Annotated in this window: 24 protein-coding genes; 10 read left to right on the forward strand and 14 right to left on the reverse strand. The window is 70.7% G+C overall.

All coding sequences use genetic code 11. The annotated features are described in order from the left end of the window. Positions 1-9: 9 nt before the first annotated feature. Together AB0I51_RS02900 and AB0I51_RS02905 are read left to right on the forward strand one after the other, a co-directional pair. Complete coding sequence (locus tag AB0I51_RS02900; RefSeq protein WP_362970717.1) at positions 10-411, forward strand: NUDIX domain-containing protein; 402 nt, start codon at positions 10-12, stop codon at positions 409-411. A gap of 69 nt (positions 412-480) precedes the next feature. Further along, positions 481-1272, forward strand: coding sequence for an EI24 domain-containing protein (locus tag AB0I51_RS02905; protein ID WP_362970719.1), 792 nt, complete (start codon positions 481-483; stop codon positions 1270-1272). Here AB0I51_RS02905 and AB0I51_RS02910 read toward each other — a convergent pair. Further along, a complete protein-coding gene (locus tag AB0I51_RS02910) occupies positions 1258-2514 on the reverse strand; it encodes a pyroglutamyl peptidase (RefSeq protein ID WP_362970721.1) in 1257 nt (418 codons plus the stop codon). The genes AB0I51_RS02905 and AB0I51_RS02910 overlap by 15 nt on opposite strands. Positions 2515-2584: 70 nt before the next feature. Then, positions 2585-3553: a LysR family transcriptional regulator gene (locus tag AB0I51_RS02915; protein WP_362970723.1), complete on the reverse strand. Its 969-nt coding sequence runs from the start codon at positions 3551-3553 to the stop codon at positions 2585-2587. A gap of 49 nt (positions 3554-3602) precedes the next feature. Between AB0I51_RS02915 and AB0I51_RS02920 the strand changes: the two genes are divergently transcribed. Beyond that, positions 3603-3992, forward strand: a complete 390-nt coding sequence (locus AB0I51_RS02920; protein ID WP_362970725.1) for a RidA family protein — start codon at positions 3603-3605, stop codon at positions 3990-3992. Between the two features lie 25 nt (positions 3993-4017). Beyond that, the gene (locus AB0I51_RS02925) at positions 4018-4368 is read left to right on the forward strand and encodes a YrdB family protein (RefSeq protein WP_362970727.1); all 351 of its coding nucleotides are present in this window, start codon (positions 4018-4020) and stop codon (positions 4366-4368) included. A gap of 15 nt (positions 4369-4383) precedes the next feature. On the opposite strand, the gene AB0I51_RS02930 is transcribed toward AB0I51_RS02925, so the two are convergent. Next, the gene (locus AB0I51_RS02930; RefSeq protein ID WP_362970729.1) at positions 4384-4959 is read right to left on the reverse strand and encodes a TetR family transcriptional regulator; all 576 of its coding nucleotides are present in this window, start codon (positions 4957-4959) and stop codon (positions 4384-4386) included. Positions 4960-5075: 116 nt separating this feature from the next. Between AB0I51_RS02930 and AB0I51_RS02935 the strand changes: the two genes are divergently transcribed. Continuing rightward, complete coding sequence (locus AB0I51_RS02935; RefSeq protein ID WP_362970731.1) at positions 5076-7508, forward strand: glycoside hydrolase family 3 C-terminal domain-containing protein; 2433 nt, start codon at positions 5076-5078, stop codon at positions 7506-7508. 101 nt (positions 7509-7609) lie between these two features. Here AB0I51_RS02935 and AB0I51_RS02940 read toward each other — a convergent pair whose 3' ends face one another. Together AB0I51_RS02940 and AB0I51_RS02945 are read right to left on the reverse strand one after the other, a co-directional pair. Beyond that, on the reverse strand, positions 7610-8581 hold the full coding sequence (locus AB0I51_RS02940; RefSeq protein WP_362970733.1) for an aldose epimerase family protein: 972 nt from the start codon (positions 8579-8581) through the stop codon (positions 7610-7612). A 10-nt stretch (positions 8582-8591) separates the two neighbouring features. Further along, positions 8592-9497, reverse strand: coding sequence for an SGNH/GDSL hydrolase family protein (locus AB0I51_RS02945; RefSeq protein WP_362970735.1), 906 nt, complete (start codon positions 9495-9497; stop codon positions 8592-8594). A 248-nt stretch (positions 9498-9745) separates the two neighbouring features. Between AB0I51_RS02945 and AB0I51_RS02950 the strand changes: the two genes are divergently transcribed. Further along, a complete protein-coding gene (locus tag AB0I51_RS02950; protein WP_362970737.1) occupies positions 9746-10240 on the forward strand; it encodes a DUF3145 domain-containing protein in 495 nt (164 codons plus the stop codon). Positions 10241-10308: 68 nt separating this feature from the next. Here AB0I51_RS02950 and AB0I51_RS02955 read toward each other — a convergent pair whose 3' ends face one another. From AB0I51_RS02955 to fasR, 5 genes are all read right to left on the reverse strand, one after another. Continuing rightward, positions 10309-11580, reverse strand: a complete 1272-nt coding sequence (locus AB0I51_RS02955; protein WP_362970739.1) for a beta-ketoacyl-[acyl-carrier-protein] synthase family protein — start codon at positions 11578-11580, stop codon at positions 10309-10311. A 118-nt stretch (positions 11581-11698) separates the two neighbouring features. Next, complete coding sequence (locus AB0I51_RS02960; RefSeq protein WP_019067091.1) at positions 11699-11947, reverse strand: acyl carrier protein; 249 nt, start codon at positions 11945-11947, stop codon at positions 11699-11701. A 106-nt stretch (positions 11948-12053) separates the two neighbouring features. Continuing rightward, entirely contained in the window at positions 12054-13049 is a 996-nt protein-coding gene (locus tag AB0I51_RS02965; protein ID WP_093626243.1) for a ketoacyl-ACP synthase III, read from the reverse strand. Between the two features lie 18 nt (positions 13050-13067). After that, the gene (locus AB0I51_RS02970; RefSeq protein WP_362970742.1) at positions 13068-13985 is read right to left on the reverse strand and encodes an ACP S-malonyltransferase; all 918 of its coding nucleotides are present in this window, start codon (positions 13983-13985) and stop codon (positions 13068-13070) included. 89 nt (positions 13986-14074) lie between these two features. Continuing rightward, the gene (fasR, locus tag AB0I51_RS02975; RefSeq protein WP_362970744.1) at positions 14075-15280 is read right to left on the reverse strand and encodes a fatty acid biosynthesis transcriptional regulator FasR; all 1206 of its coding nucleotides are present in this window, start codon (positions 15278-15280) and stop codon (positions 14075-14077) included. Between the two features lie 73 nt (positions 15281-15353). On the opposite strand from fasR, the gene AB0I51_RS02980 reads away from it, so the two are divergent. Beyond that, positions 15354-16004, forward strand: a complete 651-nt coding sequence (locus AB0I51_RS02980) for a pirin family protein (protein ID WP_362971137.1) — start codon at positions 15354-15356, stop codon at positions 16002-16004. Here AB0I51_RS02980 and AB0I51_RS02985 read toward each other — a convergent pair. Next, on the reverse strand, positions 16001-16825 hold the full coding sequence (locus AB0I51_RS02985; RefSeq protein WP_362970746.1) for a serine hydrolase domain-containing protein: 825 nt from the start codon (positions 16823-16825) through the stop codon (positions 16001-16003). The genes AB0I51_RS02980 and AB0I51_RS02985 overlap by 4 nt on opposite strands. A gap of 95 nt (positions 16826-16920) precedes the next feature. On the opposite strand from AB0I51_RS02985, the gene AB0I51_RS02990 reads away from it, so the two are divergent. Together AB0I51_RS02990 and AB0I51_RS02995 are read left to right on the forward strand one after the other, a co-directional pair. Further along, positions 16921-17382, forward strand: coding sequence for a MerR family transcriptional regulator (locus AB0I51_RS02990; protein ID WP_019067097.1), 462 nt, complete (start codon positions 16921-16923; stop codon positions 17380-17382). Continuing rightward, positions 17379-18395, forward strand: coding sequence for an aldo/keto reductase (locus AB0I51_RS02995; RefSeq protein ID WP_362970749.1), 1017 nt, complete (start codon positions 17379-17381; stop codon positions 18393-18395). The genes AB0I51_RS02990 and AB0I51_RS02995 overlap by 4 nt, the downstream gene beginning before the upstream one ends. 6 nt (positions 18396-18401) lie before the next feature. Here the strand turns inward: AB0I51_RS02995 and AB0I51_RS03000 are convergent, their stop codons facing one another. From AB0I51_RS03000 to AB0I51_RS03010, 3 genes are all read right to left on the reverse strand, one after another. Beyond that, entirely contained in the window at positions 18402-19250 is an 849-nt protein-coding gene (locus AB0I51_RS03000; protein WP_362970751.1) for a DUF4429 domain-containing protein, read from the reverse strand. A 58-nt stretch (positions 19251-19308) separates the two neighbouring features. Beyond that, the gene (locus AB0I51_RS03005) at positions 19309-20538 is read right to left on the reverse strand and encodes an alpha/beta hydrolase (RefSeq protein WP_362970753.1); all 1230 of its coding nucleotides are present in this window, start codon (positions 20536-20538) and stop codon (positions 19309-19311) included. A gap of 83 nt (positions 20539-20621) precedes the next feature. Next, on the reverse strand, positions 20622-21257 hold the full coding sequence (locus AB0I51_RS03010) for a TetR family transcriptional regulator (RefSeq protein WP_362970755.1): 636 nt from the start codon (positions 21255-21257) through the stop codon (positions 20622-20624). A gap of 83 nt (positions 21258-21340) precedes the next feature. Here AB0I51_RS03010 and AB0I51_RS03015 point away from each other — a divergent pair, with 83 nt between their 5' ends. Then, positions 21341-22960 (forward strand): MFS transporter, encoded by a 1620-nt coding sequence (locus tag AB0I51_RS03015; RefSeq protein ID WP_362970757.1) that lies wholly within the window; start codon positions 21341-21343, stop codon positions 22958-22960. The last annotated feature ends 232 nt before the right edge of the window (positions 22961-23192 follow it).

The following is a 23192-nucleotide window of genomic DNA, read 5'->3' on the forward strand; positions in this document are numbered from 1 at the left end:
GGGGAGGGGGTGATCGCCGTCGTTCCGGAGAAGGTGGCCTGGGTCCTGGTGCGTGACGGGCGGGTGCTGGTGACGCGCGACCGTGGTGTGGACGTCTTCTACTTCCCGGGCGGGAAGCGGGAGCCGGGTGAGTCCGATGCCGAGACCTTGGCACGCGAGATCGCAGAGGAACTCCGGTCCCGGGTCGATACGGCCACGATGGTGCACGTCGGCACCTTCGAGACGCGGGGGGACGGCGACGGAAGCATCGAGTTCCGGATGATCTGCTACACCGCCGAGTACACCGGTCCGCTGATGCCCTCGGCGGAGATCGTGGAGTCGGACTGGTTCGGCTACGGCGATCGCGCGCGGGTCTCGGCGGTGGACCGGATGGTGTTCGACGCGCTGCACGCCTCCGGCAGGCTGTCCTGAGCGGTCGACGTCCGTGGCCGCGGCGCACCCCACCCGGTGTCGGCCGGGACCCTGAGTAAGGTTCTCCCCATGCATGATCTTGGGGCGGGATTCGGCTATCTCCTGAAGGGCCAGCGCTGGGTGGCCCGGCACGGACGGCACTACGGGTTCGGTCTGGTTCCTGGGCTGATCACGCTGGTTCTCTATGTCGCGGCGCTTGTCGCGCTCGCGTTGTGGGGTGGGGACTTCGTCAGCTGGGCCACGCCGTTCGCGGACCACTGGGCGAGTCCGTGGCAGGGCCTGTTCCGGGGGTTCCTTACGGCGGTCCTGTTCGTACTGGCCCTGCTGCTCTCGGTGTTGACCTTCACGGCGGTCACCCTGCTGATAGGGCAGCCCTTCTACGAGACCCTCTCCGAGAAGGTCGACCGGGACGTCTCGCCCGACGGCACGGCCCCCGAGTCGGGCCTGCCGCTCTGGCGTGAACTGTGGATCTCGGCCCGCGACAGCCTCCGCGTGCTGATCCGTGCGCTTGTCTGGGGCGTTCTGCTTTTCGCCCTGGGGTTCCTGCCCTTCGTCGGGCAGACCGTCGTCCCGGTGATCGGCTTCTTCGTCACCGGGTTCTTCCTCACCGAGGAACTGACGGCCGTGGCCCTGCAGCGCCGGGGCGTCGACCTCCGCGCCCGCCTCACCCTCCTCCGCTCCCGCAAGCCCCTGATCTGGGGCTTCGGCACCCCCCTCGGCCTCGCCTTCCTGGTCCCGTTCGTCGCCGTCTTCCTGATGCCGGGTGCGGTGGCGGGGGCGACGATGATGGCGCGGGACCTGCTGGACGAGGAGACCGAGGGGGAGGACACGGAGAGCGGGCCCGCGTCAGTGGACCGCTGACGCGTCCATCGCCGCCGTCACCATCGCCCTGACCTGCGCGATGATGTCCACCCGGTTCTGTACGAACTGGGGATCGGTGATCGTCCCGGTCGCCGGGTCCGTGTTGCCCGTCCCGAACTGCAGCACCGGTGTGTGGATGTGCCCGCCCGGCAGCGAGTCGTGCAGTCCCAGCCGGTCCCGCAGCAGGGTCGCTCGGTAGGCGATCTCGTTGGAGAGGTAGTTGCCGCCGCCACCGGCACGGGCCGTGGAGCCCGCGGTCGGTCCGTCCGGCCGTACGACGGGGGTCGTCCCGCCCGCCGGGATCTCGGTGACCTCGGTGTGGTCGTAGACGGGGAAACGTCCGGTGTTCGCGGCCACGATCGCCTGGTACGGCAGGGTCGTCGACGTCCACTGGGGCTGCGAGGCCGGGTCGGTGACCGGGACGGTCTCCGTACGCGAGATCTTGTCGTTGTCCGGGTATCCGCCCCGCCAGGCCCCGTTGGCCCGCTCGACGTCGAAACGGCCCACCCGTCCCTGGCTCACCGTCGTGAACAGGTCCACTTCTGGCAGGTACGGCCGCAGCGTTCGCTCCACGGTTCCCTCGGCGAAGTCGGCCCAGCGCACCGGGAACATGGCCGTCTCGATGCGGGCCGGGCCGTCCGCAGTCCGGATCACCGTGCCGTCGAGCGCGAGCGCGGTGGCCCCGGACGGATTGGAGATCCTGATGTCCGCGTCCAGCGTGAACGGGTCGAAGCCGGTCACCAGGATCCGCTTCAGCCCCTTGTCGCGGGCCGGATAGCGGATGCTGCTCTGGCCGCGCGAGGTCTGCTCCAACTCGGAGAGCAGCGCGGTCCGTTGCTCACTGCTGATCCCGAACTCCGGTGCCCAGGCCCGCACTTCCCTGGTCATGCCCAGCCGCGCCCAGTACAGCGGCCGGTCGTCGTCCCGGCTCAGATCCCCGCCGGCGGGACCCCGGCCCTGCGCCCGGTCGACTGCCCGTTGCCACAGGGCGGTTCCTTCGCGTACGACGATGCGGCGGGCCTGCGCGTAGCTGTGCGCCCCTTCGAGGGCGTGGGTGAACTCCGGTGCCACGGTGTCGAATCCGGAGTGTTCGAGGATCTCCTGGGGGACCGCCCTGTCGAGCCGTTGTTCCTCGACGGTCGGGGGGAGTGTGGTGTCCGCCGCCACGCTGGTGCCGGGGGCGGAGAATCCGGCCAGCAGGGCCAGTCCGAGGATGCCTGTCCGAACTCGTATGACATTCAAAGTGGTTGGGGCCTTCCGTCGCAGTGGGGTGCGGTGCCGGACGGCCGCAGTATCGCGTGACGGGAGTGGTCTACGCCACGGGTGCGGCGGACGATCCGATCCCTCTCGCCTCTTCGCCCAGTACCCCGAGGAACGCCTTCGCCGCCGCCGACAGCGACCGCCCGCGCACCGTCGCCGCGTACACCGCCCGGGCCGGCGTCCCTTCGTCCAGGACCGGCAGCAGCACGACGTCCGGTCGTACGGAGTCGGCGGCGAGCGCCGGCACCAGGGTCACGCCGAGGCCTGCGGCCACGTAGCCCTGCTTGGCGGTCCACTCGCCGACGACGTGGGCGATGCGAGGGCGGAAGCCCTGTCGCAGGGCCGCGTCGAGGAGGGTGCTCTCGGGGCGCGGGCTGCCGGATATCCAGTCGCAGTCGGCGAGTTGGGCCAGCCGCACGGGTCCCTGCCCGGCGAGGGGGTGACCGGCAGGCACCGCGACGTACAGCGACTCGTCGAGGAGATGGTGGAGTTCGTACGCTTCGAGTGGTGCCCGTCCCGTCGTGGAGACGATCGCCAGGTCCAGGTGCCCGGACGTCAGCCGGTCCAGGAGGCGTGGCGTGAGGCCTTCCTCGCGGGACAGCCGCACTGCGGGGTGGCGGTCACGGAAGGCGGCGAGGGCGCGGGGCACGAGTGCAGCGTCGGCCGTCGCGAACGCCCCGAACCGTACGCGCCCGCCCGCGAGTTCGTGCAGCGCCGCCAGCTCCCGCCCGGCCCCGTGCAGCGACTCGGTGACGGCCTCGGCGTACGGCACCAGCACCCGCCCCGCCTCCGTGAGCCGTACACCCCTCGGCAGCCGGTCGAACAACTGGGCGCCGTCCAGGGCCGATTCGAGCGAGGCGATCTGCCGCGACACCGCGGACTGGGTCCAGCCCAGCGTCCGCGCGGCCACCGTGAACGAACCGTGCCGGACGACCTCCAGGAACACCCGCAGCCAGACGGTGGAGAGCTCGGGAAGGGCGGTGCGCGGTGAACTGCCATGCGGGACGGGCATGTCGGCCATGCTAGACATTCGCTTGTCGCACCGCAGGGCCGGACCTAGCGTCGACGCCATGCGCATCACCCTGGACAACCCCGCCTCCGCACCCCGGCCCCTGAGCCCCTACTACTCCCAGGTCGCCCGCGTCGAACAGGCCGACGGGAGCGCCCTGTTGTTCCTCTCCGGCCAGATCGCGGAGGGCGCCACCCTCGCCGAGCAGAGCCGAGGCGTCTTCGAGACCATCGCCGCCCTCCTCAAGGCACACGGCGCGACCCTCGCCGACGTCATCAACATCCGCACCTACCTGACCGACATCAGCGGGCTCGGCGAATACGGCGCCGTACGCAGGGAGTTCCTCACCGGGACCCCGCCCACCAGCATGACCTTCGAGGTGTCGCGGCTGTTCCGGGCGGAAGCGCTGGTCGAGGTCGAAGTCGTGGCCGCCGTGGCCGGGACGGAGTGATCCGTTCCGGGGGATACTGCGGCTCATGACGGCAGTGAAGACCGCGAAGGCAGCGAACCTCGGTGTCCTCTTCGCCATTGAGCTCGGCGCCCTTGTCGCCGTCGCCTACTGGGGGTTCACCCGGGACCTCGCCACCCCGCTGACCTGGCTGCTCGGCCTTGGCGCGCCCGTCGTGCTCGCGGTGTTGTGGGGACTGTGCGGTTCGCCCAAGGCCAAGTACAGGACGCGAGGCGCCGGTCGGGTCGTCTTCGAGGTGGTGTGGTTCGGTGCGGGGGTCGCCGCGCTGGCCCTCGCCGGGGCCCTCGACTGGGCCCTCGTCCTCGCCCTGGTGTGCGTGGTGAGCAAGACGCTCGCCGTCATCTGGCGGCAGGTGTAGGGGAGTCGGGCGGGGTCAGGTCTCGCCCAGCAGGGTCAGGAAGTCGCGGAACGCCCCGGGCATGTCCACCGACTCCGGATCCAGCAGCCACTGGTACTGCAGGCCGTCCATCACCGCGACCAGGAGCGGGGCCGTCCGCTCAGGGGTGAGGCCGTTCGGCAGGCGGTCGCCGTACTCGGCGCGCAGCACCCCCGCCATGCTCGCCCGCACCCTGGCGTACCGCGCGGTGAAGTAGTCGCGCGCCGGATGCCCTTCCGTGACGCTCTCCCCGAGCAGCGCGGAGAAGGTCTGGATGATCGCCGGCCGCATCGCGTTGTACTCGACGAGGGATGCGAGCAGGTCGATTCGCCACTGGCTGTCCGGGACCGCGTCCCACTGGTCCCGTTCCTCCAGGACGGCGACCAGCAGCGCGTCCTTCGTGGGGAAGTAGTGCAGCAGGCCCTGCTGGGTCAGCCCGACCCGCTCCGCCACCGCCGCCAGGCTCGCGCCGCGGTAGCCGCGCTCGGCGATCACCTCCAGCGCCGCCCGCACGATCTCGGCGCGCCGCTCCGCACTCTTGGCCCTGGCGTTCATTGCGTCACCGTACGACATCCACCAGTCGTAAATATAACGGCAAGGTTACGAAACCTACCGATCTACAGGTAACCCGTGCACGATGGAGGCACAGGGCACAGCGCACAGGACGGACTCAACGAGGAGGCGCCGCGGTGGCGGAAACCCATGAAGCGCGTGAGGCAGTCGTCGAAGCGGCCCTCGGCGCGCTCGATCTCGATGCCAAGACCCGGCTGCTGGCCGGTCAGGACATGTGGTCGCTGCCCGCGCTCCCGGAGATCGGCCTGGCGTCCCTCGTCATGTCCGACGGCCCGATCGGTGTCCGGGGCCGGCACTGGACCGCCGACGATCCCTCCGTCGCACTGCCGTCCCCGACCGCCCTCGCCGCCGCCTGGGACCCCGAACTCGCCCGCCGCGCCGGTGTACTGCTCGCCCAGGAGGCCCGCCGCAAGGGCGTCCACGTCCTGCTCGCCCCGACCGTCAATCTCCATCGCTCGCCGCTCGGCGGCCGGCACTTCGAGGCGTACAGCGAGGACCCGTACCTCACCGGGCGGATCGGCTCGGGATGTGTGGAAGGCGTCCAGTCGGGCGGCGTGGGCACCACCGTCAAACACTTCGTCGCCAACGACGCCGAGACCGACCGCTTCACCGTCGACAACCTCATCTCCCAACGCGCGCTGCGCGAGCTGTACCTGGCCCCCTTCGAGCTCATCGTCGAGCAGGCCCGCCCCTGGGGCGTCATGACCGCCTACAACACGGTCAACGGCACGACGATGACCGAACACCGCCTCCTGGTGAACGAGATCCTGCGCGGTGAATGGGGCTTCGACGGCTTCAACGTCTCCGACTGGACGGCCGCCCGCTCCACCGTCGGCGCCATCGAGGGCGGCCTCGACGTCGCCATGCCCGGCCCGAAGACCGTGTACGGCGAGGCCCTCGCCCGGGCCGTGCGCGCCGGCGAGGTCGCCGAGGCCACGGTCGACGCGGCCGTACGGAACGTGCTGCGGCTCGCCGCCCGCGTCGGCATCCTGGCCCGCGCCGAACCCGTCGTCGCGGAAGCCGAACTCCCGTCCCCCGTCGACGGTGAGGCCCTCGCCCGCGAGATCGCCCGCCGTTCCTTCGTCCTCGTGCGGAACCAGGGCAACGCCCTTCCGCTGAAGCCGAATACGACTGTCGCGCTCATCGGTGCCGCCGCCCGCGCCGCCCGCGTCCTCGGTGGCGGCTCCGCCACCGTCTTCCCGGCCCGGATCGTCTCCCCGCTCGACGGCCTCACCGCCGCCCTCCCCGAAGGCGCTCTGAGCTACGCCGTCGGCGCCGACCCGAACACCGAACTCGCCGTCGCCGAGCAGGGGTTCACCCTGCGCGCGCTCTGCCGGGACGCGGCCGGCCAGGTCGTCGCGACCGTCCCCCTGCCCAACGGGCAGATCACGTGGGTGGGTTCGGACCTTCCGGACGGTGTCACCCACGACATCCTCCACACCGTCGAACTCACCGGCACCTTCACCCCGCGCGCCACCGGGCAACACACCTTCGGGATCAAGGGAATCGGAGCGTTCGTCCTCACCGTCGACGGCACGACGTACTACGAAGACGTCCAACGCCCGGCCAAGGACGACCCGTTCATCTCCTTCTTCGGCGCCCCCGAACCCCGGGCCCTCGTCGAACTCTCCGCCGACGCCCCGGTCGAGGTGTCCCTGACCCACACCGTCGCCCGCCCGGTCGGCATCCCCCTCCGGGTCGTCGGCTTCTCACTCGCCCACCAGGAACCGCAGCGCGATCCCGACGAACTGATCGCCGAGGCCGTCGAGGCGGCCCGCGCCGCCGACACCGCCGTCGTCGTGGTCGCCACCACCGAGCGCGTGGAGTCGGAGGGGTATGACCGTACAGATCTTCAACTGCCCGGCCGCCAGGACGACTTGGTGCACGCCGTCGCCGCCGCCAACCCGAACACCGTCGTGATCGTCAACTCCGGCTCCCCGGTCGAACTGCCCTGGCGCGAGGAGGTCGCCGCCGTCCTGCTCGGCTGGTTCCCCGGCCAGGAGGCCGGCGCCGCCCTCGCCGACGTCCTCACCGGCGCCCACGAACCCGGCGGTCGGCTCCCCACCACCTGGGGTTCGCTGGCCGATGCCCCGGTCAGCCGAGTGGTCCCCGAGAACGGCGAGCTCCCTTACACCGAGGGCGTGTTCATCGGCTACCGCGCCTGGGAGAAAGCGGGCCGCACCCCCTCGTACCCCTTCGGGCACGGCCTCGGCTACACCGACTGGACCTATGACGACATCAAGGCCGACGGTTCGTCCGTCACCGTCCGCGTCACCAACTCCGGTGCCCGGCACGGGCGTGAGGTCGTTCAGGTCTATCTGGCCCCGACCGAGCCCGATCCCGAGCGCCCGGCCCGCTGGCTGGCCGGATTCGCCGGGGTCGAGGCCGGGCCCGGCGAGAGCGTCGAGGTGCGCGTCGAACTCCCGCGCCGATCTTTCGAGATCTGGGATGAGACGGCGAACGGGTGGGCAGTTGTAAAGGGTTCGTACGAGATCCAGGCGGGGCGCTCGATCACCGACCGGAGGGTCGCCACGACGATTAACGTCTGACCCGGGACCCGCCTCCCCACAGACAGCCCCGGTCCGGGACCTGACCCCTGGACCGGGGCTCATTTCCTGCCCGCGTCGCCGCCACGGTCAGCGGGCTCTCGTCAGCGGGTCGAGAAGGCGTAGACCGTCTCCGAGCGGTAGACCTCGCCCGGGCGCAGTTCCGTGCTCGGGAAGTCCGGACGGTTCGGCGAGTCCGGGAAGTGCTGGGTCTCCAGGGCGATTCCGGCGCCCGGGGCGAACGGGTCGCTCAGGTGGTCCCCGGTGTAGAGCTGGATGCCGGGCTCGGTCGTCGCGATCGTCAGCACCCGGCCGGACGCCGGTTCGTGCAGCTCGGCGATCTCGGCGGGGGCGGCGGTCAGGCCCTTGTCGAGCACGAAGTTGTGGTCGTAGCCGGTGCCGACCTTCCGCGACTCGCGGAAGTCGAAGCGGGTGCCGGTCACGTCGTCGAGCGAACCGGTGGGAATCAGGTCGGCGTCGACGGGCGTGAACCGCGAGGCGGCGAGCCGCAGTTCGTGCCCACCCGCGTTTCCGCCGCCGCTCAGGTCGAAGTAGCTGTGGTTCGTGAGGTTCACGACGGTCGGCGCGTCCGCCGTCGCCTCGTAGGCGATGCGCAGCGCGCCCGACGCGTCCAGCGTGTACGTCGCCGAGACGTCGAGACGCCCGGGGAAGCCCTCCTCGCCGTCCCCGCTGACCCGGCTCAGCCGCAGCCCGTGCTCGACCGGCTCCACGTCCCACACCCGCTTGTCGAAGCCGTGCTCGCCGCCGTGCAGGGAGTTGGGCGCGTTGTTCCGCGCGAGGGAGTAGGTCACGCCCTCCAGCGGGAAACGGCCGCCCGCGATCCGGTTCGCGTACCGGCCGACCAGCGCGCCGAGATACGGCTCCGGGTGGGTGAGATAGCCGTCCAGAGCGGCGAACCCGAGTACCACGTCCGCCGCGTGGCCCGCCCGGTCCGGCACCTCCACCGACTGCACGATCCCGCCGTACGACAGCACCCGCACCCGCACGCCCGCCCGCTCCAGGGTCCAGCGGTGCACGGGGGTGCCGTCGGGGAGGGTGCCGAAAAGTTCGCTCATGAGGGAAACCCTAGGTCACGGGTTCGCGTGCGGTGATCCGCTGGTAGGCCATCGCCGCGAGCCGCGCCTGACCGTCCTTGCTCGGGTGGAACCAGTCCCAGTGGCTCAACTGGTCCGTGCCGAAGCGGTAGTCGTAGACCGCGCCCCCGTCGAAACGGCAGCGCACGTCCGTCGCGCACACCTGCTCCAGGACCTTGTTGTACTCCTCCACCCGGTCCTGCACCGTGTCGCGGCGCTCGGTGGCCACCGAGTCCAGGGAGTCCGCGTCGGCCAGCATCGAGGGGCAGATCCCCAGCTTCCACACCGCCTTGCCCAGCGGGTTGGTCCGCCCCTGCGACCAGAGACGCTTGAGATTCGGCACGCTCGCGACGTAGACCTGTGTCTTCGGCAGCGCCCGGCGCAGGGACTTCAGCGAGGTCTCGAACTCGGTGCGGAAGTCGGCGACCGAGGTCATCGCCGAGGTGGAGGCCCGGCAGGCGTCGTTGGCCCCCACCATCACCGTGACCAACTGCGGCTTGCGGACGACCGCCTGGGTGATCTGGGCGGGCAGGTCGGCCATCCGCGCGCCGGTCTCCGCGTAGTTCCAACTCCGCTCGGCCGCTCCCGTCTTCCCCAGCAGCCGTACGGCGAGACTGTCGACCGAGGCTTCGGTGCCCGTCGCCCAGGACACCTCGGGGCAGTCCGACAGGACCGTACAGGCGTCGAAACCACGGGTGATGGAGTCGCCCACGGCCGCGACCGAGGACGGGCTGCGGTCCCAGACCGGGGTGGGGGAGGGCTTCGCCTTGGCAGCCGTACCGCTCTTGCTGTGAGTGCCGGAGGACGCGCCCCCGCCCGAGTCGCAGCCGGCCGCGCCGAGCACGGCCGCTGTCATGAGGGCGAGCGCGGCTCGTGAACGACTGCGTCGCATTCGCATGTTGAGACCCATCCCCTCCATAACGGTCTCAACCCATAACAACGCGCCAGGGTTCCCGTTGCGTCCCGATGCAACGGCTCACCCCCGTACAGGCGTCCCCCTGGGTGAATGGCAGGGTTTCCTGGCACCGGGAGGGACGGTACGTCACACTCCGCGCGTCGCCGCACGGTAGCCTCGCCCTCAACGTGGCTGCCCCGCCACCGCCGTTTGCCAGTCAGTAAGATGCCCCGCTCTGTCCGGAGGTCCCGGTGACGACACGTGGAGTTCTGTACGTGCACTCCGCGCCGCGCGCGCTGTGCCCGCACGTCGAGTGGGCCGTCGCCGGGGTGCTCGGCACACGCGTCAGCCTCGACTGGATCCGACAGCCCGCCGCGCCCGGAACGTGGCGCTCCGAATTCTCCTGGCAGGCGGAGGCGGGAACGGCGTCCAAGCTGGCGTCCGCCCTCCGCGGCTGGCACCTCCTCCGCTTCGAGGTGACCGCCGAGCCCTGCCCCACCGCCGAGGGCGAGCGCTACAGCTGCACCCCCGACCTCGGCATCTTCCACGCCGTCACCGGCATCCACGGCGACATCCTCATCCCCGAGGACCGCCTCCGCGCCGCCCTGGCGAGGTCCCAACAGGGCGAGACGAACCTGGAAGCCGACATCGCCAAGCTCCTGGGCAAGCCCTGGGACGACGAGTTGGAGCCGTTCAGGTACGCGGGCGAGGGTGCTCCGGTGCGTTGGCTGCACCAGGTGGTCTGACGTTTCGTTCCGCACACGCTGAGGGCCCCCACCGTCCGGTGGGGGCCCTCAGCGTCGTACAGGAGTTCTCAGACCGTCCGGAACGCCAGCACCACGTTGTGCCCACCGAATCCGAACGAGTCGTTCAGGGCGGCGATACGGCCCTCGACCGGCAGCTTGCGGGCCTCGCCGCGGACGACGTCCGCGTTGGCCTCCGCCTCCGGGTCGAGGTTCTCGACGTTGATGGTCGGCGGTGCGATCCGGTTGTAGAGCGCGAGCACGGTCGCGACCGACTCGACGCCGCCCGCGCCACCCAGCAGGTGACCGGTCATCGACTTGGTCGCGGAGACCGCCATGTGGTCCGCGTCGTCGCCGAACACCTTGCGCAGCGCCTTCAGTTCGGCCACGTCACCGGCCGGCGTCGAGGTCGCGTGCGCGTTCACGTGCACGATCTCCGCCGCGTCCAGGTCGGTGTTGTCCATCAGGTTCTGCAGGGCGTGCGAGATGCCGCGCCCCTCCGGCTCCGGCTGCACGATGTCGTGGCCGTCGGCCGAGATGCCCTGTCCGACCGCCTCCGCGTACACCCGGGCACCGCGCTTGGCGGCGTGCTCGGCGGACTCCAGGACCAGGACGCCGGCGCCCTCGCCGAGGACGAAGCCGTCGCGGGCGGTGTCGTAGGGACGCGAGGCGCCCTGCGGGTCGTCGTTGTTCTTGGACATCGCCATCATGTTGCCGAACGCGGCGATGGGCAGCGGGTGGATGGCCGCCTCCGTGCCACCCGCGACGACGACGTCGGCGCGGCCGGTGCGGATCATCTCGATGGCGTAGCCGATGGCCTCGGCGCCGGACGCGCACGCGGAGACCGGCGTGTGCACGCCCGCGCGGGCGCCCACGAGCAGACCCACGTTGGCGGACGGGCCGTTCGGCATCAGCATGGGGACGGTGTGCGGGGAGACGCGGCGGACGCCCTTCTCCTTCAGCACGTCGTACTGGTCGAGGAGGGTCGTCACACCGCCGATGCCGGAGGCGATGACGGTGCCCAGGCGGTCGGGGTCGACGGCGGTGTCCTCGCCGGCCTTGTCGGTGAAGCCGGCGTCGGCCCACGCCTCCTTGGCCGCGATCAGCGCGAACTGCGCCGAGCGGTCCAGTCGGCGGGCCTGCGGACGCGGGATCACCTCGGAGGGGTCCACGGCGGCCGGCGCGGCGATACGGACCGCCTGCTCGGCGGCCCACTCCTGCTCCAGGGCCTTCACGCCGGACCTGCCGGCGATCAGACCTTCCCAGGTCGAGGCTGCGTCGCCACCCAGCGGTGTGGTTGCGCCGATACCGGTGACGACCACGGTGCGATTGGTCGGGCTCACGGGAATTCTTTCTCCAACGGTACGAGGATTAAGCGGCGCCACCGCCGGGTGGCGGGGCCATGCAGCCGGGCCTATGGGGTGGCCCGGGCCTGGTGGTGGTCCGGGCCTAAGCGGTGGCTCAGCCCTGGTTCTTGAGGATGTAGTCGGTCGCGTCGCCGACCGTCTTGAGGTTCTTGACGTCCTCGTCGGGGATCTTGACGTCGAAGCGCTCTTCGGCGGCGACGACGACCTCGACCATGGACAGCGAGTCGACGTCCAGGTCGTCGGTGAAGGACTTGTCCAGCTGGACGTCCTCAACCGGGATGCCGGCGATCTCGTTCACGATGTCGGCGAGACCGGCGACGATCTCTTCCTGAGTGGCGGCCATGTCAGGCGCTCCTTCTTTGTGATCCAGAGGGTGTGGCGGCCCGCCGCGGCAGCGGCAGGTGTGGTCTGTCCGAAGCCGGATCCGATGATGATCCGGCACGGAGTGCCTAGGGGAGGGTAACGACCGTCGCGGCGTACACAAGACCCGCCCCGAAGCCGATGACGAGCGCGGTGTCGCCGCTCTTCGCCTCGCCGGTCGCCAGAAGCCGCTCCATAGCGAGCGGGATCGAGGCGGCCGAGGTGTTGCCGGTGGTGCGTACGTCACGCGCGACCGTGACGTGCTCCGGCAGTTTCAGCGTCTTCACCATCGAGTCGATGATCCGCTCGTTGGCCTGGTGGGGAATGAAGACATCCAGGTCGTCCGGGCTGATCCCGGCCGCGTCCAGCGCCTGCTGCGCGACCTTCGCCATCTCGAACACGGCCCAGCGGAACACCGCCTGGCCCTCCTGCGTGATCGCAGGGAACTTGCCCGTGGAGTCGTACTCGTTCCACGGCACGGTCTGCTTGATGGTGTCGGACTTGTCGCCCTCCGAACCCCACACGGTCGGGCCGATCGCCGGCTCCTTCGAGGGGCCCACCACGACCGCGCCCGCGCCGTCACCGAACAGGAAGGCCGTCGCGCGGTCCTCCAGGTCGGTCAGGTCGGACAGCCGCTCCACGCCGATGACGAGGACGTACTCCGCGCTGCCCTCGACGACCATGCCCTTGGCGAGCGTGAGGCCGTAGCCGAAGCCCGCGCAGCCCGCCGAGATGTCGAACGCGGCGGCCTTGTTCGTGCCCAGCTTGTCGGCGATCTCCGTCGCCACGGCCGGGGTCTGCTTGAAGTGCGAGACCGTCGACACGATCACGCCGCCGATCTGCTCGGCGGAGATCCCCGCGTCCGCGATCGCCTTGCCGGACGCCTCGATGGACATCGCGGCGACGGTCTCCTCGTCGTTCGCCCAGTGCCGGGTCTCGATACCGGAACGCGAGCGGATCCACTCGTCGGACGAGTCGATCGTCTCCAGGATCACCTCGTTCGGCACGACACGGACCGGCCGGTAGCCGCCCACACCGAGGATGCGCGCGTACGGTGCGCCCTTGCTCGGCTTGATCTTCGACATGTTCGTACGGCTCCTTCTTCAGGCGTTGGCGTGCTCTGCGATGAGCTCGCGGGCCGCGTCGAGGTCGTCCGGGGTCTTCAGGGCCAGCGTCTTGACGCCGGGCAGGGCGCGCTTGGCGAGGCCGGTCAGGGTGCCGCCGGGGCACACCTCCAGGAGCGCGGTGACGCCGAGCTCCTGGAAGGTCTCCATGCACAGGTCCCAGCGGACCGGGTTGGCGACCTGGCCGACGAGGCGGTCCAGCACCTCGGTGCCGGTGGCGACCGCCTTGCCGTCCTTGTTCGAGATGTACGTCAACTGCGGGTCGGCGGGCGTCAGTTCACGCGCGGCCTCGGCGAGCGCGTCGACCGCCGGGCCCATGTGCTCGGTGTGGAACGCGCCGGCCACCTTCAGCGCCACGACCCGGCGCACGCCCTCGGGCTTGTCGGCCTCCAGGGCGGCGAGCTGCTCCAGCGTGCCGGCGGCCACGATCTGGCCCGCGCCGTTCACGTTGGCCGGGGTCAGGCCCAGCTTCTTCAGGTGCGCGACCGTGGTGTCAGGGTCGCCGCCGAGCAGCGCGGACATCCCGGTCGGGCTGATAGCGGCGGCCTCGGCCATCGCCAGACCGCGCTTGCGTACGAGGGTCAGGGCGGCCGTGTCGTCGAGGACACCGGCGAACACGGCGGCGGTGATCTCGCCGACGCTGTGACCGGCGACCGCGTTCGGGGACACCTCGCCGAGAGCCGTCGCGGAGACCAGTCCGGCGGCGACCAGCAGCGGCTGGGCGACGGCGGTGTCACGGATCTCGTCCGCGTCGGCCTTCGTGCCGTAGTGCACCAGGTCGAGGTCGACGGCGGCCGAGAGGGCACGCAGACGGTCCTCGACACCGGGGAGGTCGAGCCAGGGGGTCAGGAAGCCGGGCGTCTGGGCGCCCTGGCCGGGAGCGACGAGTACGAGCACTCTCACACTCTCTCTTGGGGACGGGCACGGCCGCCCGTGGGGACAGGGACGAAGAACACGAGGGGGTTTTGTGGGGCCCCGACAAAAACCTAGGTCTGGAGATCTCCATCGGCCAGACGCCCCAGGATCAGCGCGATCCGCAGCGTGAACGCGGAACGTACATCGGACGGCGACCAGCCGGTGACGTCAGTCACACGTCGAAGCCGGTAGCGCACGGTATTGGGATGGACGAACAGCATGCGTGCCGCACCTTCGAGACTACTCGCCTGCTCCAGATAGACGCTGAGCGTCTCCAGGAGCGCGGACCCGGCCTCCTCCAGTGGTCTGTAGATCTCCTCCACCAACTGGTCGCGCGCACTGGGGTCACCGGCCATCGCGCGTTCCGGAAGCAGGTCGTCCGCCAGCACCGGGCGCGGTGCGTCCTGCCAGGCGGAGCAGGCCTTGAGCCCGGCCGCGGCGGCCTGCGCGGACCGGGTCGCGGCCAGCAGATCGGGCACGATCGGCCCGGCCACCACGGGTCCGGCCGCATACGGGCCGATCAGCGACTTGGCGACCGCGAGGGGGTTGTCGCTGCCGCCCGCGATGACCACGAGCCGGTCGCCGAGCACCCCGGTCAGCACCTGGAGCTTGGCGTGCCGGGCGGCCCGCCGGATCGCCTCGACGGTCAGCTCGCTGTCACCGTCGGGCGCGGTACCCAGCACCACGCACACATGCTCGGGCGAGTTCCACCCGAGCGCGGCGGCCCTGCTGACCGCGCCCTCGTCGGCCTCGCCGCTCAGCACGGCGTTCACGACCAGCGACTCCAGCCGCGCGTCCCACGCGCCGCGCGCCTCGGCGGCCTGCGCGTACACCTGGGCGGTCGCGAACGCGATCTCACGGGCGTACACGAGCAGCGCCTCGCGGAGGACGGATTCGTCGCCGGGCGCGGCCACCTCGTCGATCGCGGACTCCATGACCTCGATCGTCGTGCGCACCATCTCCACGGTCTGACGGAGGGTGATGGCCCGGGTCAGCTCGCGGGGCGCCGTACCGAAGACGTCGGTGGAGATGGCCTGGGGCGCGTCGGGATGCCGGAACCACTCGGTGAACGCGGCGATACCGGCCTGCGCGACCAGCCCGATCCAGGAACGGTTCTCCGGGGGCATCGCCCGGTACCACGGCAGCGACTCGTCCATGCGCGCGATGGCCTGGGCGGCGAGACTCCCGGACGACTGCTCCAGCCGCTTGAGGGTCGCCGGGTGCGAGTGGGCGCGGGGGGCGGGGGCTGCGGGTCTGGTGGTTTCGGGTTCGGGCACGGGACAAGACTGCCTTATCCGGGCGGGCACGTGCGGTGGTGGGTGGCGGGCGGGGTCTACCGTGGTGCCCGTGATGGACGTACGGCGCTCCGCCGAGCGCTACCCAGGGGGTGACCCGCAGGCCGGGATCCAGTCATGGCACGCCTTCTCCTTCGGGCCGCACTACGACCCCGACAACCTCCGCTTCGGCGCGGTCATCGCCTGCAACGAGGAGCGGCTCGCCCCGGGCGCCGGGTTCGACGAGCACCCGCACAGCCACACCGAGATCGTCACCTGGGTCGTCGAGGGGGAGCTGAGCCACCGCGACTCCACGGGTCGGCTGACCCGCGTCCGCCCCGGTGACGTCCAGCGGCTCAGCTCGGGGGCGGGCATGCGGCACGTGGAACGCAACGACACCGACGCGCCCCTGACCTTCGTGCAGATGTGGCTCGCCCCCCTGGAACCCGGCGGCGAACCGTCGTACGGGATCGTCCACGGCATCGCCGACTCCACGCCGTACGCGGTACCGGAGGCCGGCGCGATGCTGCATGTGCGGCGGCTGGTCCCGGGCGAGCGCACGGCCGTACCGGACGCGCCGCATGTCTACGTCCATGTGGTGCGCGGTGAAGTGCGGCTGGCCGGAGCGGAGTTGGCGCCCGGGGACGCGGCCCGGATCACGGACGCGCGGGATCTGGAGGCGGAGGCGGCCACCGGGGCCGAGCTGCTGATGTGGGAGATGCTTTAGGGGGTGGGGAGTTCGGCCAGCACCGCGTCCGTGAACGCCGGCCAGGCCTCCACCGCCCACGGGCCGAACGCGCGGTCCGTCAGTGCCACGCAGGCCGCGCCCGCCGCCGGGTCCACCCACAGGAACGTACCCGACTGGCCGAAGTGGCCGAAGGTGCGCGGGGAGGACGAACTGCCTGTCCAGTGCGGGGACTTGGAGTCGCGGATCTCGAAGCCGAGGCCCCAGTCGTTGGGGTTCTGGTGGCCGTAGCCCGGCAGGACGCCCTTGGTGCCGGGGTACTGGACCGTCATCGCCTCGGCGACCGTACGGGGGTCGAGCAGGCGCGGTGCCTGGACTTCGGCGGCGAAGAGGAGCAGGTCCTCGACCGTCGAGACGCCGTCCTTCGCCGGGGAGCCGTCGAGGGCTGTCGAGCTCATTCCCAGGGGGTCGAGGACCGCCTGGTGCAGGTACTCCGCGAACGGGATCTCCGTCGCCTTCGCGATGTGGTCGCCGAGCTGCTCGAAGCCCGCGTTCGAGTACAGGCGGCGCTGTCCGGGGGGTGCCGTCACGCGGTGTTCGTCGAAGGCCAGGCCCGAGGTGTGGGCGAGGAGGTGGCGGACCGTGGAACCGGGCGGGCCCGCCGGTTCGTCCAGCTCGATCGCGCCCTCCTCGTACGCGACGAGGGCCGCGTAGGCCGCAAGGGGCTTGGTGACCGAGGCGAGCGGGAAGCGGTGGGCGGTCGGGCCGCGGGTTCCGAGGACGGTTCCGTCGGCTCGTACGACGCCTGTCGCCGCGGTCGGTACCGGCCAGTTGTCGATCAGCGCGAGGTTGTGCAGGGACATGGCCTTGAGCCTAAGCGCTCGGTCCCGGCCGTCCCGCCGATTTCTTACCCGTTCCGCTTGCTTCGAGTGCACTCCAAGGCCATAGCGTGGTGGTCATGACGGTGATGGAGACCACGGGTACCAGGACCGACAGCTGCGGAGGCCCGCCGCAGGCCGAGCGGCGTCCGGACGGCGCGGACAGCTACACGATCAGCGAGGTCGTCGCCTTCACCGGCCTGACGGCACACACCCTGCGCTGGTACGAGCGCATCGGGCTGATGCAGCACATCGACCGCTCGCACACCGGCCAGCGCCGCTACAGCAACCGCGACCTCGACTGGCTCGACCTCGTCGGCAAGCTCCGCCTGACCGGCATGCCGGTGGCCGACATGGTCCGCTACGCCGAGCTGGTGCGCGAGGGCGACCACACCTACGGCGACCGCTTCGAACTCCTCGAGGCCACCCGCCGGGACGTCCTGGCCAGGATCGCCGAACTGCACGACACCCTCGCCGTACTCGACCGGAAGATCGCCTTCTACGGCGAGGCCCACGCCTACGAGAAGGAGAAGGCAGGATGACCGGCGCCACGATCCCGACCGCGCGGCTCGGCGCGGACGGCCCCGAGGTCGGCGTCCAGGGCCTCGGCTGCATGGGCATGAGCTTCGCCTACGGTCCCTCCGACGCGAAGGAGTCGCTGGCCACCCTGGACCGGGCGCTGGAGCTCGGCGTGACCTTCTACGACACGGCGGACGTGTACGGGGCCGGGGAGAACGAGCGGTTCCTCTCGCCGTTCTTCAAGGCGCACCGCGACGAGGTCGTCGTTGCCACCAAGTTCGCCATGTCGATCCCGCCCGGCGAACCGACCCGGCGGATCGTCCGCAACGACCGGCCCTACATCCGCCAGGCCGTCGAGGCCAGCCTGCGACGCCTCGGCATCGACGTCATCGACCTCTACTACATGCACCGCCGCGACCCGGCCGTCCCCATCGAGGAGACCGTCGGCGCGATGGCGGAACTGGTCCGCGAGGGCAAGGTCGGGCACCTCGGGCTGAGCGAGGTCACGGGAGCGGAGCTGCGCGCCGCGCACACCGTGCACCCGATCGCCGCCGTGCAGTCGGAGTGGTCGCTGTTCAGCCGGGACGTCGAGATCAGCCTGGTCGGTGCGGCCGTCGAGCTGGGCTCGGCCGTCGTGCCGTACTCGCCGCTCGGCCGCGGCTTCCTCACCGGCTCCTTCGCCAACGCCGAACAGGACCTGACGGAGGGCGACTTCCGCCGTTCGCAGCCCCGCTTCACCGGCGAGAACGCGGCGGCCAACGCCGGACTCCTGGAACCGATCCGCACGGTCGCCGACGCCCACGGCGCCTCCCTCGGCCAGATCGCCCTGGCCTGGGTCCAGCAGCGCGCCCAGGTCCACGGCCTCCCGGTGATCCCGATCCCCGGCACCACCAAGCGCACGCGGGTGGAGGAGAACACGGCGGCGACGCGGATCGTCCTCACGGGCGACGAGCTGAGCCTGCTGGAGCCGATCGCCGGCAAGGTCTCGGGCGACCGCTACGCGGACATGACCTTCGCCTCCACCAGCAGGGAGTAGGGGTTCTTACAGTTCCGCGAGGAGTTCGGCCTTCTTCACGGTGAACTCCTCGTCCGTCACCAGCCCCGCCGCATGCAGCTCCCCAAGATGCCGAATCCGCTCGGCAATGTCGGCGGGGTCGCGCCGAGCAGCCGGTATCACGGCCGTAGGCCGGGCGGAGCGCACAGCGGAGAGGACCGCCGCCGCGAACGGCAGGGACTCGTGCACCGGCCCGTACCCGAGCCCGAACACCACAGCCGCCGGATCCTGATCCACCGGCACAGGCGGCGCAGCCCCCCGCAGCAGCCGTAGATGACCCTCGAAGACCTCGGGGGAGCGCCATTCGACGCCGTTGAGGTCGGCGATCGGGAAGCTCTGGTCGCCGGCCTTCCACTTCGCCGACGAGGCGCCCGTCCAGAACCAGCGGAAAGACACCGTCTTTCCGTCGAAGGTCGCCTTTCCGTCGTACGCCTTGAAGCGCAGCGGCACTTCGGGCGCGGCCACCAGAAACCTTTCGGCCGGCCCTCGGTCCTGCTTCAGCTGGGCGCTCAACTCGTCGGCGTAGTACTCGGCGAGGGTCTCGCGCTCGGCGGGCAGCACCAGTTGATAGGGGTCGCTGCCCTCCTTCAGCTGGCCCGCCGCCACCTCCACGAGCGGGTCGGCGCCCGGGCGCGGCACCATGCGCAGGACGACGGTGCCGCGTCTGCCGGGGGCGAGCGTCACCGTCTCGATCGCCTCGAAGGGGATCCGGCGTTCACCGAGCGTCTGGAACAGCTTGGGTGTCCGAATGCCCCGCTCGTAGCGGATACGCACGAAGTCGGACTCGAACTCCCAAGCGGCATGAAATCCGGCCAGTACGTCACCCATGCGGCTCATCGTAGGCGGCACACACTCCTCCGTCCCATCCCCGCGCAGACCGCAGTTCCTGCTGTTTCTACGCGCGTCCGGCCGCCGGGGCGTCGGACAGACCCTGTCGGCAGATGTCGGTGTCGTGCGCGCAGGACACCGCGTCGTACGCGCCCACACCGATGTCGGCGAAATTGGCGAGGCTGTCGGTACCCGATGCGAAGTAACCGGTGTGACCCTGGGCGTCCTTCGCGGCCAGCACCCGCGCGCCGAACGCCCTGGACACCGGGTCCTCGCCGTGCCCCAGACCGCCGACCTCCATGTACGGCACGTCCTGGATCCAGTCGTTGGCGTCCCGCATCGCCCACACCCGGGCGAGGGTGCGCAGGTGGGCGGCGGTCGAGGCGCGCATACCGGGGCTGCCGGCCACCGCGATGTCGGTCACCCGGGGCGGAAGTTCGTGCGCGGCGACCCCGCACACCACCGAGCCGTAGCTGTGGCAGAACAGGGCGATCTGCGAGGAGCCGGGCAGCGCGCGCACCAGCGCGTTCAGCCGTACGGCACCGGCTTCGGCGCGCCCCGCGGTGGCCGAGTCGATGCCGAGGCCGCCGGGCGCGGTGTAGTCGGCCCAGGCGATGACGGCCGTGCGCGTGCCGGTGTCGGCCGCGGACTTCGCCGTGTTCTCGGCGGCGTACAGGTTCTGCGCCATGCCGACCGGCGCCGAGTAGCTCTTGTTGGTCTTCTGGAAGGTCAGCAGGTCGGTGTCGACACCGGGGACGATGACCGACACGCGCTGCGCGGTGTCCAGGTCGCCGAAGACCTCGGCGATCCGCCCCGAACCCTCGGGGTCGAAGGCCAGGATGTGGCGGTCCCCGCTCATCAGCGCCTCGAAGCGGTGCATGAGGCGGCCCGCCTCCTGCTTGCCGTAGGGCGTGAGCCGGCTGTCGTGCATGCGCTTCTTCTCGACCTTGCGGGCCTGGTCGAGGGCGATGTGGTTGGCGCGGTAGCGCAGCTGGACCGGGGCGCCGTTCATGTTGCCGACCGCGAGGGGATAGCGGTGCGCGAGACGCGTGCGCTGCTGTGCGGTGAGCGAGGCGAAGAAGCGGGCCAGCCGGGTCGGGGAGGCGTCCGGGTCGGGCAGCTCGCGCCCGTTCAGGTGGCCGTGCTCCCATGCGGAGAGGGAGGCCTGGAGCGCCGTTTTCCCGGGATGGCTGCGCACCGCGGTCCAGCCGGTGGTCGCCAGCATCACGAACACCACGGCCAGCGCGAGCAGCGCCCGCCAGGCGTTCAGCGTGGGGGAGGATTCGAAGGAAGTCACTGTAAGGACACACTAGGAGAACGAGCGGGTCTCGCGTTAACCGAGTGATGGGGATCACGTTTCAGCGGTACGTGATGAGGAACTCAGTACGACTCGCTCGCGCGCCAGTTCCCCGCGAGTGCCGGTCCCACTCCGTCGAGGTGGGCGGCCGTCAGCTCCCGCATCGCCTCGATGCTCAGATCGTCCCCCGCGATCCACATCCGCTCCACCACCCGCATCACCCCGCCGAACACGGCGACCACCAGCCGGGGCCGGTGGTCCGTGTCCACGTCGAGCCCCTCGCGTACGGCGATGATCTGCGCGAGTTCGGTCTCCAGCTCCATCGAGCGCCGCAGATGCGCGGCGAGCAGCGCGGGCGTCGACTCGATGACCCGGTAGGTGCGCATGTGCAGTTCCAGCGGTACGACCTGCTGGATCGCCTCGTTGATGGTGTCCCAGCTCTCCAGCACGGCCCGGCGCAGCGCCTCCAGGGGGGCCTCGTGCGGCGGGCGGGCGCGGACGGCCTCGACGAAGTGCGTCTCGGTGAGCCGGGGCACGAAGAAGGCGGCCTCCTCCTTGCTCGCGAAGTGGCGGAAGAAGGTGCGCTGAGAGACGTCGACGGCCTCGGCGATCTCGTCGACGGTGGTCTGTTCGTAGCCCTTGGCCGTGAACAGTTCGAGGGCGGCACGCAGCAGCGCGTCCCGCGTGCGGGCCTTCTTGCGCTCGCGCAATGTCTCCATGCCGTTCTCCTCGCGATTGTTGACAGCCGCCGACATCTGCATCTGTTTGTCAACTGTCAGCGGCTGACACTAGCCTCGAACGCATGACTAGTCAGACCACCATCAGTGCGACGGGGCCGGGGGACAAGGCGCCGGCCGCCCCGTCCGACCCGGCGCCCACCGCGGGGCTGCGCGGCCACCCGTGGTTCACCCTGATAACCGTCGCCGTCGGCGTCATGATGGTGGCCCTCGACGGCACCATCGTCGCCATCGCCAACCCGGCCATCCAGAAGGACCTCGGCGCCAGCTTCGCCGACGTCCAGTGGATCACCAACGGCTACTTCCTCGCCCTCGCGGTCTCCCTGATCACCGCCGGCAAGCTCGGCGACCGCTTCGGCCACCGCCAGACCTTCCTGATCGGCGTCACCGGCTTCGCCGCCGCGTCAGGCGCCATCGGGCTCTCCCACAGCATCGCGTTCGTCGTCACCTTCCGCGTGCTCCAGGGCCTCTTCGGCGCGCTGCTGATGCCGGCCGCGCTCGGCCTGCTGCGGGCCACCTTCCCGGCCGAGAAGCTCAACATGGCCATCGGCCTGTGGGGCATGGTCATCGGCGCCTCCACCGCGGGCGGCCCGATCCTCGGCGGCGTCCTCGTCGAGCACGTCGACTGGCAGTCGGTGTTCTTCATCAACGTGCCGGTCGGCGCCATCGCGCTCGTCCTCGGCCTGCTGATCCTGCGCGACCACCGCGCGGAGAACGCCCCGCGCTCCTTCGACATCCTCGGCATCGTGCTGCTCTCCGGCGCGATGTTCTGCCTCGTCTGGGCCCTCATCAAGGCTCCCACCTGGGGCTGGGGCGCCGGCACGACCTGGGCGTTCCTCGCCGCGTCCGTGCTGGGCTTCGCCCTGTTCGCCTTCTGGGAGCAGCGCGTCGCGGAACCCCTCATCCCGCTGGGCCTGTTCCGCTCGGTCCCGCTGTCCGCAGGCGTGGTCCTCATGGTCCTGATGGCGATCGCCTTCATGGGCGGCCTGTTCTTCGTGACGTTCTATCTGCAGAACGTGCACGGTATGAGCCCCATCGACGCCGGTCTCCACCTCCTCCCGCTCACCGGGATGATGATCGTCGGCTCCCCGCTGGCCGGCGCGGCGATCACCAAGCTCGGCCCGCGCATCCCGCTGGCCGGCGGCATGGCGGCCACCGCGATCGCCATGTACGGCATGTCCACCCTGGAGTCGGACACCAGCAGCCCCGTCATGTCGATCTGGTTCGCCCTGCTGGGCCTCGGCCTCGCCCCGGTGATGGTCGGCGCCACCGAGGTCATCGTGGGCAACGCGCCCATGGAGCTCTCCGGTGTCGCCGGCGGTCTCCAGCAGGCCGCGATGCAGATCGGCGGCAGCCTCGGTACGGCCGTCCTCGGCGCCGTGATGGCCTCCCGCGTCGACAGCGACCTGCCCGGCAACTGGACCGGCGCGGGCCTGCCCAAGCTCACCCGGCCCCAGCTGGACGCGGCCTCCGAAGCGGTCCAGGTCGGTGTCGCCCCGGTCGCCAAGGGCACCCCGGAGGCGATCGCCGCGAAGATCACGACGGTCGCCCACGACACGTTCATCTCCGGCATGAGCCTGGCCTGTCTGGTCGCTGCCGGCGTGGCGGTGGTCGCGGTGTTCGTCGCGCTGCTGACCAAGCGCGGCGAGAACGCGGAGGCGGGCGCGGGAGCGGCCCACATCTAACCCTTTTCCAGGGCGAGTTCGCCTATCAGGGTGACTGCGCTAAAGATTCCTGGCGTTCGGTACGCGCCGCAGGTCACAGTAAGTCAAGTCCTCCGCAGGGCAGGGGGACGGGTGGTCTGCGGCGCGCTGCCGGAGGGGGGCAGCGCGCAGGCAGGCTTTCTTCATGCGTACGGGGGTATCCGGTCACCGTAGGAGTTACGGGCCGAACCGGCATGGACGCCCAGGGAGTTGA

The organism is Streptomyces sp. NPDC050549, from assembly GCF_040655035.1.
Taxonomy (GTDB): domain Bacteria; phylum Actinomycetota; class Actinomycetes; order Streptomycetales; family Streptomycetaceae; genus Streptomyces.